Source organism: Rhodococcus sp. R1101 (assembly GCF_000278445.1).
GTDB lineage: Bacteria > Actinomycetota > Actinomycetes > Mycobacteriales > Mycobacteriaceae > Rhodococcus > Rhodococcus gordoniae.
Genome location: NZ_AJVB01000067.1, coordinates 1 through 12,910, shown reverse-complemented (window position 1 = coordinate 12,910; position 12,910 = coordinate 1). Strand labels below are relative to the sequence as shown.

At 67.9% G+C, this 12,910-nt stretch carries 14 protein-coding genes and 2 pseudogenes; 8 read left to right on the top strand and 8 right to left on the bottom strand.

Annotated elements, in window-relative coordinates:
• Positions 1-247, top strand: a pseudogene (locus tag R1101_RS0107345) (hypothetical protein); the annotation flags it as partial.
• Positions 248-284: 37 nt separating this feature from the next.
• Here R1101_RS0107345 and R1101_RS0107340 read toward each other — a convergent pair.
• From R1101_RS0107340 to R1101_RS0107325, 4 genes and pseudogenes are all read right to left on the bottom strand, one after another.
• Positions 285-959 carry a response regulator transcription factor gene (locus R1101_RS0107340; protein WP_016932805.1) on the bottom strand — a complete coding sequence of 225 codons (675 nt, stop codon included), beginning with the start codon at positions 957-959 and terminating at the stop codon, positions 285-287.
• Positions 947-1,144 (bottom strand): hypothetical protein, encoded by a 198-nt coding sequence (locus R1101_RS31375; RefSeq protein ID WP_332306996.1) that lies wholly within the window; start codon positions 1,142-1,144, stop codon positions 947-949. The genes R1101_RS0107340 and R1101_RS31375 overlap by 13 nt, the downstream gene beginning before the upstream one ends.
• A 235-nt stretch (positions 1,145-1,379) precedes the next feature.
• Positions 1,380-1,640: pseudogene (locus R1101_RS30895) on the bottom strand (histidine kinase); the annotation flags it as partial.
• A 408-nt stretch (positions 1,641-2,048) separates the two neighbouring features.
• Positions 2,049-2,699, bottom strand: a complete 651-nt coding sequence (locus R1101_RS0107325) for a DedA family protein (RefSeq protein ID WP_016932802.1) — start codon at positions 2,697-2,699, stop codon at positions 2,049-2,051.
• Positions 2,700-2,856: 157 nt separating this feature from the next.
• Between R1101_RS0107325 and R1101_RS0107320 the strand changes: the two genes are divergently transcribed.
• The 4 genes from R1101_RS0107320 (at position 2,857) to fahA (ending at position 6,762) form a co-directional block, all read left to right on the top strand.
• A complete protein-coding gene (locus R1101_RS0107320) occupies positions 2,857-3,384 on the top strand; it encodes a MarR family winged helix-turn-helix transcriptional regulator (protein WP_016692512.1) in 528 nt (175 codons plus the stop codon).
• A gap of 116 nt (positions 3,385-3,500) precedes the next feature.
• Positions 3,501-4,703, top strand: coding sequence for a homogentisate 1,2-dioxygenase (locus R1101_RS0107315; RefSeq protein WP_016932801.1), 1,203 nt, complete (start codon positions 3,501-3,503; stop codon positions 4,701-4,703).
• Positions 4,700-5,581 carry a hypothetical protein gene (locus R1101_RS0107310; RefSeq protein WP_016932800.1) on the top strand — a complete coding sequence of 294 codons (882 nt, stop codon included), beginning with the start codon at positions 4,700-4,702 and terminating at the stop codon, positions 5,579-5,581. Before R1101_RS0107315 ends, R1101_RS0107310 begins: the two co-directional genes overlap by 4 nt.
• A complete protein-coding gene (gene fahA / locus R1101_RS0107305; protein ID WP_016932799.1) occupies positions 5,578-6,762 on the top strand; it encodes a fumarylacetoacetase in 1,185 nt (394 codons plus the stop codon). Before R1101_RS0107310 ends, fahA begins: the two co-directional genes overlap by 4 nt.
• Before the next feature lie 98 nt (positions 6,763-6,860).
• On the opposite strand, the gene R1101_RS0107300 is transcribed toward fahA, so the two are convergent.
• From R1101_RS0107300 to R1101_RS0107290, 3 genes are all read right to left on the bottom strand, one after another.
• A complete protein-coding gene (locus R1101_RS0107300) occupies positions 6,861-7,079 on the bottom strand; it encodes a helix-turn-helix domain-containing protein (RefSeq protein WP_016932798.1) in 219 nt (72 codons plus the stop codon).
• Positions 7,079-7,753: a hypothetical protein gene (locus R1101_RS0107295; protein WP_016932797.1), complete on the bottom strand. Its 675-nt coding sequence runs from the start codon at positions 7,751-7,753 to the stop codon at positions 7,079-7,081. Before R1101_RS0107295 ends, R1101_RS0107300 begins: the two co-directional genes overlap by 1 nt.
• Positions 7,754-7,877: 124 nt before the next feature.
• Entirely contained in the window at positions 7,878-8,615 is a 738-nt protein-coding gene (locus R1101_RS0107290) for an IclR family transcriptional regulator (protein WP_026002990.1), read from the bottom strand.
• Between the two features lie 140 nt (positions 8,616-8,755).
• Between R1101_RS0107290 and R1101_RS0107285 the strand changes: the two genes are divergently transcribed.
• Positions 8,756-10,189 carry an acyl-CoA synthetase gene (locus tag R1101_RS0107285; RefSeq protein WP_026002989.1) on the top strand — a complete coding sequence of 478 codons (1,434 nt, stop codon included), beginning with the start codon at positions 8,756-8,758 and terminating at the stop codon, positions 10,187-10,189.
• Positions 10,190-10,195: 6 nt separating this feature from the next.
• Here the strand turns inward: R1101_RS0107285 and R1101_RS0107280 are convergent, their stop codons facing one another.
• Positions 10,196-10,951, bottom strand: a complete 756-nt coding sequence (locus R1101_RS0107280) for an MOSC domain-containing protein (protein ID WP_016932794.1) — start codon at positions 10,949-10,951, stop codon at positions 10,196-10,198.
• Positions 10,952-11,057: 106 nt separating this feature from the next.
• Here R1101_RS0107280 and R1101_RS0107275 point away from each other — a divergent pair, with 106 nt between their 5' ends.
• Together R1101_RS0107275 and R1101_RS26070 are read left to right on the top strand one after the other, a co-directional pair.
• Positions 11,058-12,029 (top strand): LLM class F420-dependent oxidoreductase, encoded by a 972-nt coding sequence (locus R1101_RS0107275; protein ID WP_037222450.1) that lies wholly within the window; start codon positions 11,058-11,060, stop codon positions 12,027-12,029.
• 88 nt (positions 12,030-12,117) lie between these two features.
• Positions 12,118-12,910: alpha/beta fold hydrolase (locus tag R1101_RS26070; protein ID WP_232284696.1), on the top strand; the 793-nt coding region annotated here is incomplete at its 3' end.

The following is a 12,910-nucleotide window of genomic DNA, read 5'->3' as shown; positions in this document are numbered from 1 at the left end:
CTGGCTCACCCCCGACGAACTCGCCTACTGGAACCCGCTGGTGAACGAGCCGCGGCTGACCTCGCCGTTCGGTGCGAACACCCGCATCGTGTGCCAGGGCTTCCACGGCGTGACGACCGACTGCTGGCAGGCCGACCTCGAAGGCCGTCCCCACAAACTCGTCCGCCTGCCCGCGAACCTGCCCAACGTGACGGGGTCGAGCGCACCCGGTGGAGGCGTCGGGCACTTCGTGTATCCGCTCTTCTGATCCACGCGAGGGCCGGTGACGAGCCGGCCGGGGAACGTCAGCGATCGGTCCCAGGGCCGCGGGTGCCTGTGCTTTCGAGATAGAGCAACACCGCCCGTACCCGCCGACTGCGGTCGGCCTCGCGCGGCAGGTCGAGTTTCACGAAGATCGAATTGACGTGCTTCTCCACGGCGCTGACCGACATGGTCAGACGATCGGCGATACCCGTATTCGTCAGGCCCTGGGCGAGAGCCTCGAGCACCTCACGTTCGCGTTCGGTGAGGGCGGCGATGGGGTCGGCGCGGCGGGTGTTCGCGAACAGCTGCCTGACGACCTCGGGATCGAACGCGGTCCCGCCGGCAGCCACTCGTTCCAGATCCGTGAGGAACGCCCCCACATCCGATACGCGATCCTTGAGCAGATAGCCGACGCCACCCCACCCGTTCGTGAGCAGACCGGTCGCGTTCCGATGCTCGACGTACTGGGACAGCACGAGCACAGCGACCTGCGGGTGCTCCTCCTTGATGCGCCGCGCCGCGTCGATGCCCTCCGTCGAGTAGGTCGGTGGCATACGCACGTCGAGCAGCACGAGATCGGGCACGTCGCGCTCGACGACATGATGCAACTCGACGGCATTTCCCACACCGGCGATCACCTCGTGGCCTTCGTCCGCGAACAACCGCGACAAACCTTCGCGGAGAAGGGTCGAGTCCTCGGCAATCACGATGCGCACGGGATCCTCGCTTCCACAACGGTCGGCCCTCCGCAAGGGCTGTGTACGGAGAACTGCCCGTCCAGCGCGGCGACACGGCGCGCGAGACCCGTCAGCCCGGAGCCCGTCATCTCGGCCCCACCGCACCCGTCGTCGACGACCGTAACGGTGACGACGCGACCGTCCGCCGCGACGGTCACCGACACGCTGTCGGCACCGGAGTGCTTCGTCGCGTTCGTGACCCCTTCCGCGGCAACGTAATACGCGGCTGCCGCGACATCGTGCGGCGGTTCCGGATGGATCGACAGATCCAGATCGACGGGGAGGGAGGTGTGCGCGGACAATCCTTCCAGCGCCGCGGCGAGTCCCGTGTCCGTCCAGCGCGGCCGGGTAGATTCGCCACGCCACGTCGCGCAGTTCGGTGAGCAATGCCTGTGCCTGGGCGACGGCGTTGTCGAGGTCGGCGACAAGATTCCCGTCGCCGCGTTCGGCGGTGCGTCGCGCGCGGCCGACGTCGAGTGCGAGCGCGACGGCCCGCTGCTGGACGTCGTCGTGCAGGGCGCGTTCGATCCGCCGGCGTTCGTCGTCGATGGCGGTGACGACGTCGGCACGGGTGCGCTGCAGGTCGCGGAGACGATGCTGCGTCGCGTCGTCACCGAGCAGCCGCAGTGCCGTGCGGACGTCCCACTGGCCCACGATCATCGCCATCCGGACGGCGAGGTAGATCATGACGGCGGCGACGAGGAGCGAGACGAGGCCGTCGGCGACGGAGATGCGACCGCCGACCAGCAGGACGATCGCCCAGCCCCCGTAGCCGGTCGCGGCGATCAGGACGAGCAGTACGACGATGCCGACAAGTGGACCGTAGGCCAGACGGACGAGGAAGTACCCGGTCGGCTCGCGATCCGGGAGATCCCGGACCGTCTCGGCGTCGAACCATCGCACGAGACGGGTGCGGTCGCGTTCGGCCGCCCGGCCCGGTCCGTCGGTGGTGCGGCGGACCGATGCCGCCGCACCCGCCACCGCGGTGACGATCCCGAGCAGGAGCCCGACGACGGCGCGGACCGAGGTCCCGAGTGAGCGCCGAAGGTGATCGATCACGGACCGACCCTAACGGGCGTGAATCGATCGGACACGGCGGACGACGAACACCGCCACTGCCCCGACCACCGCGACGATCACGAGTTTCTGCAGCACATCCGCATACGGTTCGATGACTCCCCAGTTCTCACCGAGAAGGTATCCGGCGAGCACGAAGATCGAGTTCCACAGTGCGCTGCCCAGAACGGTCAGGACGACGAAGCGGCCGACGGGCATGGCCTCCACCCCGGCGGGAACCGAGATCACGCTCCGTACGAGCGGCACCATCCGGCCGAGGAGCACCGATTTCTCACCGTGGCGGGCGAACCATTCTTCGCCGCGCCGCAGATCGGAGATGCTCACCAGTGGGAGTCGCTCGACCACGGCATACATCCGCGGGCGCCCGAAGGCTCGTCCGGTGAGGTAGAGCAGCAGCGCGCCGACGACGGAGCCGAGGGTGGTCCACACGACGGCCGAGACGAGGGAGATCTCCCCGCGGGAGGCCGCGAAGCCGGCGAGGGGAAGGATCACCTCGCTCGGGATCGGCGGGAAGAGGTTCTCCGCGGCGACCACGAGACCGGCGCCGGGTGCTCCGAGCATCTCCGTCAGCTGTAGCGAGAGGCCCGCGAGGCCGTCGAGTTCGTCGGTGGGTGACTGCGAGAGAGTGTGTTCGAGGTTCATGTCCGGAACGCTATGAGCAGTGAATGCGCAGTTCACTGCGGTTTTCCGCCGATTTCGAGGTGTTCGGGGTGTGGTTTTCCATAGTCCTGCCGATCTCCGGCAGATCTACCGGATAGTAAATGGATGAATTATCCCGGGTCTGCGGTACTGTGACCGCATGTCCGGACCCCGCGACCTCGACTACTGGTCCTTCGTCGAACTCGCGCAGGAGCGTCTGAACAGCAAGTTCGGTGAACATCACCGTAGTGCGACCGAAGTCCTGCTCACGCTCAACCGGGCCTCGGACATCGTCACCTACGACCTCGAGGCCGCGGTTCACCGTCCGCGTGGCCGGTCGTGGTCGGCCTATCGGCTCATGTTCGTCATCTGGCTCGCGGGTCCGATCGAACCGAATGTCGCCGCGCGGCTCACCGGGATGAGTCGCGCCGCCGTGTCGAACCTCGCGAAACCCCTGGTGGAGGCGGGAATCCTCGAGAAGACTCCGGTCAGCCACGACGCGCGTTCGGTGCAACTGTCGCTCACCGAAGCGGGAGAGAAAGAGATCCGGGACAGTTTCCGTGCCCAGAACGAACGCGAAGAGGCCTGGGTGGAGGTGCTCACCCCCACCGAACAGCAGATTCTCGTGATGCTGCTGAACAAGCTGATCACCAACCGCAGCCAGTTCGACGTGCGCGGACGCAACTGACGCAGGGTCGTGACCTCTCTGTGGTTGCGCTCACGGCCCAGGTTTAGTTAACGTATTTACTAATTCCAGGCGAGCGACCGTCCCTCGCACGCCCGAGATCCGCGAGGAGTCAGATCATGGCGTTCTACCGACAGCTCGGCGTCATCCCGCCGAAGCGTCACACCCAGCACCGCAACGAGAACGGCGACCTGTACTACGAAGAGCTCATGGGCGAGGAGGGCTTCTCGTCCGACTCGGCGCTGCTCTACCACCGGTACATCCCGTCGGCGATCGTCGACGCCACGGAGTGGAAGCTGCCCGATCAGACCACCACACCGAACCATCCGCTCAAGCCGCGGCACCTGAAGCTGCACGATCTGTTCCCCGAGACGATCTGGGCCGAAACCGATGTCGTGACCGGTCGCCGCCTGGTCCTGGGCAACGCCGACGTCCGCATCTCGTACGTCGTGTCGACCGAGCCCTCGCCGCTGTACCGCAACGTCGTCGGCGACGAGATGGTCTACGTCGAATCCGGTGAGGCCACCGTCGAGACGGTCTTCGGTCCGCTCGAGGCGAAGGCCGGCGACTACGTCCTGCTGCCGATGGCCACCACCCACCGCTGGGTGCCCAAGGGCGACGCACCGCTGCGCGCCTACACGATCGAGGCGAACAGTCACATCGTCCCGCCCAAGCGCTACCTGTCGAAGTTCGGGCAGTTCCTCGAGCACTCGCCGTTCTGCGAGCGCGACCTGCACGGACCGACCGAGCTCATGCAGGTCGAGGAGGAGAACGTCGAGGTGCTGGTCAAGCACCGCACCTCGCAGGGCATCGTCGGCACCCGCTACCTGATGCCGCATCACCCCTTCGACGTGGTCGGCTGGGACGGCTGCCTGTACCCGTACACCTTCTCGATCCACGACTTCGAACCCATCACCGGCCGCGTCCACCAGCCGCCGCCGGCGCACCAGGCGTTCGAGGGCAACAACTTCGTCATCTGCAACTTCGTGCCCCGCAAGGTGGACTACCACCCGCTGGCCGTGCCGGTGCCGTACTACCACTCGAACGTCGACTCCGACGAGGTCATGTTCTACTGCGGCGGCGACTACGAGGCCCGCAAGGGATCGGGCATCGGCCAGGGTTCGATCTCGGTGCACCCCGGTGGTCACGCGCACGGCCCGCAGCCGGGTGCCTACGAGCGCAGCATTGGTGTCGAGTTCTTCGACGAACTCGCCGTCATGGTCGACACCTTCCGCCCGCTCGAACTCGGTGAGGGTGCGCTCGCGTGCGAGGACGCCGCCTACGCCGGCAGCTGGAACCGCAATGCAGGAGCGGCCAAATGACTTTCGGACCTCTCCTGACCGGACTGTGCGACGACGCTGCGCTGTTCCCTCCGGGCAACGCCCCGCTGCCCGCCGCCGTTCCCGCCCACGCCGGGCACCGCTCGTCCGCGCACGCACCGCTCGTCGGAGCGTTCGTCTTCCCGGCCGGTCGCCTCGATGAACTCGCAGATCACCTGGCGCAGCACCCGTATCCCGGTGAGCTGGCCCTGAGCCTGACCGCACCGACCGGCACCGCCGCCGTCCGGCCCGCACTCGAGCAGGTCGACGCGATGGACTCGGTGTCCGTAGTGGCCCTCGAGATCGCGGTCCCCGCAGAGCAATCCGTCGACGAGCTGTTCGCGGCGCTCGACGAGATCAGGGTGAGTCGACCGGATATCGATGTATTCGTCGAGGTTCCGCGTGACGAGCGCCGAGCCGAGATCCTCGCCCGACTGACCGGGACGCCGTACGCCGCCAAGTTCCGCACCGGCGGGATCGTGGCGGAGGCGTATCCGGACGAAGCCGAGCTCGCCGCCGCGGTCTCGACGGTCGTCACCACGGGAGTTCCGTTCAAGGCGACCGCCGGTCTGCACCACGCGGTGCGCAACACCGACCCGAAGACGGGCTTCGAACAGCACGGGTTCGTGAACCTGTTGGCCGCGGTGGACGCGGTGCTGTCCGGAGCCGACATCGACGAGGTCGCTTCCGTGCTGGCCGAACGTGACGGGGCAGTGCTCGCCGCACGTCTCGGCGCACTCTCCGACGACCGGGCCGCAGAGGTCCGGCGCCGTTTCTTGTCGTACGGCACCTGCAGCATCGCCGAACCGCTCGAGGATCTGCTCGACCTCGGTCTGGCGCCCTCGACCGTTTCCCCGATCACCGAAGGAACGAACGCATGACCACCATCGCCATTCCGGAGGGTTCGCTCTTCGGCATCGACAACCTGCCGTACGGCATCTTCTCCACGGCCGACAGCGAACCCCGTGTCGGTGTCCGCGTCGGAGATACGGTTCTCGACCTGAGCCGTGTCTTCGAGGACGACGTCGTCTTCGCCGAGCCCTCGCTCAACGCGTTCATGGCCCAGGGTCGTGCACGGTGGGACGAAGTTCGCGCTGCGATCAGGGAACTCGTGACCGGCGATGTCGCCGACGAGGCGGTCTTCGCGGTTGCCGACGTGACGATGCACCTGCCGATCGAAGTGGCCGACTACGTCGACTTCTACGCCTCGGAGAATCACGCGTCGAACCTCGGCCGCCTGTTCCGCCCGCAGAACCCCGACCCGCTGATGCCGAACTGGAAGCACCTTCCCGTCGGTTACCACGGCCGGTCGAGCACCGTCGTGACCTCGGGGGTCGACATCGTGCGGCCGAGCGGACAGCGCAAGGGCCCCAACGATCCTGCGCCGGTCTTCGGACCGTCGATCCGGCTCGACATCGAGGCCGAGATGGGCTTCGTCGTCGGTGTCGGCTCCCCGATGGGATCGCAGATCCGGCCCGACGAGTTCGCCGACCACTGCTTCGGTGCGGTCATCCTCAACGACTGGTCGGCCCGCGACATCCAGGCGTGGGAGTACGTGCCGCTGGGCCCGAATCTCGGCAAGTCCTTCGCGACGTCGATCTCGCCGTGGGTCGTTCCGCTCGCTGCCCTCGAGGCCGCCCGTATCGACACCCCGGTGCAGGACCCGGAACCGTTGCCGTACCTGAAGGGCACCGAGAAGTGGGGTCTGGACATCGATCTCGAGGTCGAGTGGAACGGGCACGTCGTGTCGCGTCCGCCGTACGCGCAGATGTACTGGTCGCCGGCGCAGATGCTCGCCCACACCTCGGTCAACGGTGCCGCGACCCGCACCGGCGACCTGTTCGGATCCGGCACCATCTCCGGCCCGGAGAAGGACCAGCGCGGCGCCTTCATCGAACTCACCTGGGGCGGAGCAGAACCCGTGCAGGTGGGCGACGAGACACGCACCTTCCTCGAGGACGGCGACGAAATCGCCATTTCGGCCACCGCTCCCGGCCCGAACGGGACGCGCATCGGCTTCGGTGAGGTCCGCACCCGCATTCTTCCCGCGATCGGGGAATAAAGAAAACAGGTCCGTGCGTCAGCCGGAGCGCCACCGGCCGGACCATCGGCGATGCCCGGAACCCACGAGGTTCCGGGCATCGCCGTGTTCGGGGTCGGTCAATCGACCGAAAGAATGTCGCCCACAGAGCAATCCAGTACGCGGCACAGGGCTGTGAGGGTCGAGAAGCGGATCGCGCGGGCGCGTCCGTTCTTGAGTACCGACAGGTTCACCACGCTGACGCCGACCTTCTCGGCCAACTCGGTGAGCGTCATGCCCCGATCGGCCAGCAGTTCGTCGAGATGACACCGGACGGCATGCTCGGTTTCCGGAGGCATCAGACGAGTCCTTCGTTGTCGCGCGCCATGCGGCTGCCGATCCGCAGCACCACACCCACGGCCGAGATCACCATGCAGAAGACGTAGGCGTACCAGAACTCCGGTCCGAGAGGTGCGTTCGAGAGGACGTAGTTCATGTCCACGTCCCGGATCAGCATGTTGGTGCCCAGCGTGCGGGGGATCATCGGGACGATGATGGTCGCGATCGCCACGATGGATGTGATCCACACGAGCCGGATGACACCGCGGTCGAACAACCGGCCCCGGACGAATCGCACCATGATCCAGCTCAGCAGGGCCAGGGCCGTCAGGTAGCCGAGGGTCTGTACCGCCTCCCCGGCGCGGAGGAGGGCGACGCTGACGGGTGAGAGGACGTCGGTCGGAACGTCGATCACCGTCGTCGAGGTGGTCCGGAGGTCGACGCCGTTCGGGGTGGACAGCACCGGCGCCGCTGCCGCGTCGTCGAACCGGACCCGCGCGGTCACGATGCCGTCGCCGAGAGAGCTTGCGAGGTCGCGAACATAGGTGAAGAGCACGATCAACGACGTCAGCGCGAAGACCGTGAGGGACGCCCACAGATCGGTGCGGTCCTTCTTCGACGTCTCGGTGGGGGAGAGCGTGTCGGGTTCGGAGCCCGGGCTCTGGGGGCGGTCGGTGTCGTGGGTGGAATTCATGGTCGTCTCCGAACTCGCCGGGCGGCGGCATTATCGATTGTCGATACCATCGATAATCGTTATACATATCGAGAAACGATATGCCCAGAGAGGGTGCGTTCCCGCCGGTCCCGCCCGGAGCGGATCAGGGCAGGCGACGCTCGATCGCGTCCCGCGCTGCCAGCGCCTTCGCGCCGTAGTCGGCGAAGAGGTCGGGGGTCAGTCGCGAAGCCGGACCGGAGATGCTGAAGCAGCCGCGCACGGTGCCACCGCGCCCGCGCAGGGCGACGGCGACGGCGGCGATGCCGTCGTGCAGCCCCTGTTCGGTCACGGCGTACCCGCGGGCGCGGATCTCGGCGATCTCCTTGCGCAGAGCCGCCGGATCGGTGACGGTGTGCTCGGTCAGCGAGGGGAGTTCGGTCGCGAGGAAATTCTCGATCCGTTCGTCGGGCAGCGACGCGAGATAGGCCTTGCCGGTGGACGCGGCGTGCAGAGGCAGGCGCGTGCCGAGGGCGAGGAAGGCGCGCAGCTGGTGGGCGCTGTCGAGTCGCTCGATCAGGACCAGCTCGTTCCCGTCCGGCACTGCGAGATGAACGGTCTCGCCCGTCTCGGTCTGCAGGCGGTTCAACTCGGAGAGTGCGACCTCGCGCAGGTCGTCGCCGGACGACATCGCGCTACCCAGGCTGAACGCGCGGCCGGTGATGACCCACTGCCCGGCGTTCGTCGTCGAGGGGCGCAGCCAGCCGGCTTCGGCGAGGGTCTTGAGGCATCGCTGAACGGTGCTCTTGGGGACGTCGAGTCGCTTGCTCACGTCCGAGAGTCCGACCGGTTGCGTGGTCGCGACCTCCTCGAACACGCGGAGTGCGGTGAGAACGCTGTTCATCGGAACCTTTCGCGCGTCGTTGACGGCAGGCGGCACGGGCTATAAGTTGAGCCGGACCGCATCGTAGCACGTCGGTCCACAATGTGGACCGTGCGCCGCGCGACACCGTCCGGCAGGACGTCGAGAAGGGACCACCACCGATGACCACCACCACGCCCGTGCCGTTGCTGACCTCGCTCACCGAGTCCGGAGCAGGCAGTGACGACCGCAGCGCTGTCCGCGTCGGAGACGTCTCGCTCACCCGATCCGAACTGATCGCGGCTGCCGCCGCTGTGGCCGACGAGGTCGCAGGCTCCTCGCGGGTCGCTGTCGACGCCACCGCGAGCATCGAGACGGTGATCGCCACGACCGGATGCCTCATGGCCGGTGTGGCCGCGGTGCCCGTGCCGCCGGATTCCGGTCCTGCCGAGCGCGCCCACATCCTGAAGGACTCGGGTGCGCAGGTGTGGCTCGGCACGGCCCCCGAGGATGTCACCCTGCCTGCGATCCCTGTCGACGCGAGCGCGCGTTCGTCGTCCTCGCACGCGGAGGCCGATCCGGGTAGTGCCGCGATGATCATGTACACCTCGGGAACCACGGGCGCCCCCAAGGGGGTCGTGCTCTCGCGGTCCGCCGTGGCGGCCGGTCTCGACGGTCTCGCCGAGGCATGGAACTGGACGTCCGACGACACGCTCGTCCACGGACTTCCGCTGTTCCACGTCCACGGACTCATCCTCGGTGTCGTCGGCGCGCTCCGGCAGGGCTCGCCACTCGTGCACACGGTGCGACCGAAACCCGAAGCCTATGCGGCAGCCGGTGGTTCGCTGTACTTCGGTGTTCCTACCGTGTGGTCGCGGGTCGCTGCCGACGAATCATCCGCTCGCGCACTGTCGTCCGCGCGACTTCTGGTGTCGGGCAGTGCGCCCCTTCCCGTTCCGGTCTTCGAGCGCATGCTCGCCCTCACCGGTTCCGCGCCGATCGAGCGGTACGGGATGAGCGAAACGATCATCACGATCAGCACACGCCACGACGGTGAGCGCCGGCCCGGCTGGGTGGGACTGCCGATCCAGGGCGTCTCCACCCGCCTGCGCGACCAGGCCGGCAACCTCGTGCCGCACGACGGTGAAACCCTCGGCCAGTTGGAGGTGTCCGGCGCGACCCTGTTCGACGGCTACCTGAACAACCCCGAGAAGACCGCCGAGTCGATGACCGAGGACGGCTGGTTCAAGACCGGTGACATCGCCGTGATCGACGACCAGGGTTTCCACCGCATCGTCGGCCGCGAATCGGTCGACATGATCAAGTCCGGTGGCTACCGGATCGGCGCCGGCGAAGTGGAGCACGCGCTGCTGAACCATCCCGGCGTGCAGGAGGCCGCGGTGGTGGGTGTGCCGGACGACGATCTCGGACAGCGGATCGTCGCCTACGTCGTCGGGGATCTCCGTGATCCGGGCGAACTCTCGGACTTCGTCGCGCAGACCCTCTCGATCCACAAGCGCCCCCGCGAGATCCGTAGCGTCGACGCTCTTCCGCGCAACGCCATGGGCAAGGTGCAGAAGAAGCTTCTCGTCGAGGACTACCTCGCCGGGAAGTGACCCGATCTACTCGACTGTGCTCGAGCAGTCGGCTCGGCCGACGCCGATCTCGTCACCGACGGTGATGTCGCCGGGAGTCCGGACGGTCGCGTAGACACCGATGCACGGCATCGGCTTGCCCCCCGGCGCAGTGGGCACCTGATGCGCGGCCGTCACCTCGCGCAGCATGCCGCGCCGCGCGGGAACCTCCTGATGGGGGAGCGTCACCATGACGCACCGCGCGGTGCGCTCGTGCGGTGCGAGGACCACGGAACCCACCGAGACCCGTCGGCCGATCCACTCGTCCTCCACGAAACCGGGCGAGTGGGGAATGTCGACGACCAGCTGCGGACGGAACCGCCGCAGGGCCACGTCGGTGGGGTCGCCGGTGCCGAGCGCCTCCACCGCGGAGCGGGAGACGAGATGCAGCGGCGCCTCGTCGTAGCTGCGGTCGCGCGGTTCGAGACGCACGTCGTGACCGACCAGTTTCGACAGGAGGTCGTCGACCTCGGGATCGTCGCCGCGGATCACCGTGCCGTCGGCCAGGGTGAGTTCGAGTGCCGCCGGATCGCGAGGATCGTCGTCGCTCAGCAGTCGCGCCGAGCAGGTCAGCAGCAGACCGTAGCGACGGAAACGCTTCGCACTCGCGATGTTTCCGGATTCTGCGTCGACCAGCGCCCACACATGATCGCCGCGCAGACCGTCCGCTTCGATCGCTGCGGTGTCGAGCCGTTCACCCCCGAACGACTTCACCGGATAACGCCACAACTGATCGATACGCACGACTTGCGAGCATACGGGGACCGGAGCGGCCGCGGGGCGGGCCCGACCGGCCGGGCCGGAAGACGTCCGGCTATGACGTGGACCACAGTGTGGTTAGGTGGCGGTCATGACGGAGAACACGACACGACGATGGGGCCTGACCGTCCCCCTCGACGGCATCCCTCTGCTCGACCAGCGACGCATCATCGAAGAGCTCCCCGACCTCGGGTACACGGACGTGTGGTCGTCCGAGGCCGGCGCCGCCGATGCGTTCACCCCGCTCACCCTCGCGAGCGTGTGGGCTCCCGGCCTGCGCCTGGGCACCGCGATCGTCCCTGTCTACACCCGAGGCCCCGCCACGCTGGCCATGTCGGCCGCGAGCCTCGCTGCCGCCGCGCCCGGCCGCTTCGTGCTCGGGGTGGGCACATCGTCCGACGTCATCGTCGAGAGGTGGAACGGCATTCCCTTCGAGGAACCGTTCAAGCGCGCCCGCGACACCCTCCGGTTCCTGCGTTCGGCGCTGGCAGGGGAGAAGGTCTCCGAGAAGTACGACACCTTCGCCGTCGACGGCTTCCGGGCCGGCGTCGTGCCCGACCCGGCGCCGCCGGTGCTGCTGGCGGCGCTGCGGCCGGGCATGTTGCGTCTCGCCGGACGTGAGGCCGACGGCGCCATCATCAACTGGCTGTCCGCCGACGACGTGCGCACCGTGGCGCCCTACGTCCACGAGGGCGGCGAGAACAAGGAGATCGTCGCGCGGATCTTCGTGCTCCCCGGCTTCGACACCGAGACGGCCCGCGCCATCGGCCGACGCATGATCGCCGCCTACATGAACGTCCCCGTCTACCGGGCCTTCCACGAATTCCTCGGCCGCTCGGACGATTTCGCCGGTATGTGGAAGGCGTGGGCGGAAGGTGACCGCAAGGCTGCCCTCGAAGCGATCCCGGACCACGTGGTGGATGCTCTCGTGATCCACGGCGAACCCGAGGCGTGCCGCGAGCACGTGGAACGGTACGTCGAGGCGGGGGTGACCACCCCCGCCATCGCCCTGGTGCCCTCGGGTGATCCCGCACCGATGATCCGGGCGCTCGCCCCACGCTGACGACCGGACGTCACGATTCGGTGTCGGCGGTTAACGACACCCGAAGGTGACGCGACAACTCCTGCAGATGCGCTGTGCAGGAGGCGACATGGCCGAGCCGATATCGAGTACGGACCGGAACATGTCCTGCAGGGCCACTGGGGTCACCGTGGTCGCCGACGACGGAGTGCCGTTGGCCGCCACGGTGACCGGCCCGCGGAATGCGGATCTGACCCTCGTGTGCCTGCACGGGCACTGCCAGGAAGCCGCGAGCTGGGATGCCGTCTGCGACGGCCTGGACGTGCAGGACGTCCGCATCGTCCGCTACGACCAGCGAGGACACGGTCGTTCCGGGTCGGGTGACGCAACCGGCTGCACGGTCTCCGGACTGTCGGACGATCTCGACGTGGTGCTCCGGACCCTCGCTCCGGACGGACCTGTGGTCCTGGCCGGATATTCGATGGGAGGCATGGTCGCACTGTCCTACGCCCGTCGTCACCCCGGCACCATCGGTGACCGCATCGTGGGCGTCGGCCTGATCGCCACCGCCGCATCGGGACTCGCGGACGGGGGTATCGGGCGCTTTCTGCGCCATCCCGCCGCGTCCATCGTGCACCGGGCGGTCTCGCGCGTACCTCGCGTGATGGAACTGTCGAAGCGCGCCGGTGGTCGCGTGTGCACGGTCGCCGCCCGCAGGCGCACGGAGGAGTCCTGGCTACGGGTGGTCGGGTCGTCGCTGTCGAACGAGACGTCGGTCGTCACCTGGTCGCGGTTGCTGGCCGACTTCGCGGTCCTCGACGAGTCCGCCGCTCTCGCCGTGCTCGCGAGAGTGCCGGTGGTGGTTGCGGCGGGCACGGGAGGACGTCTTCGTGCCCCTGGCGTTGTCGGAGGCGATGGCGGCC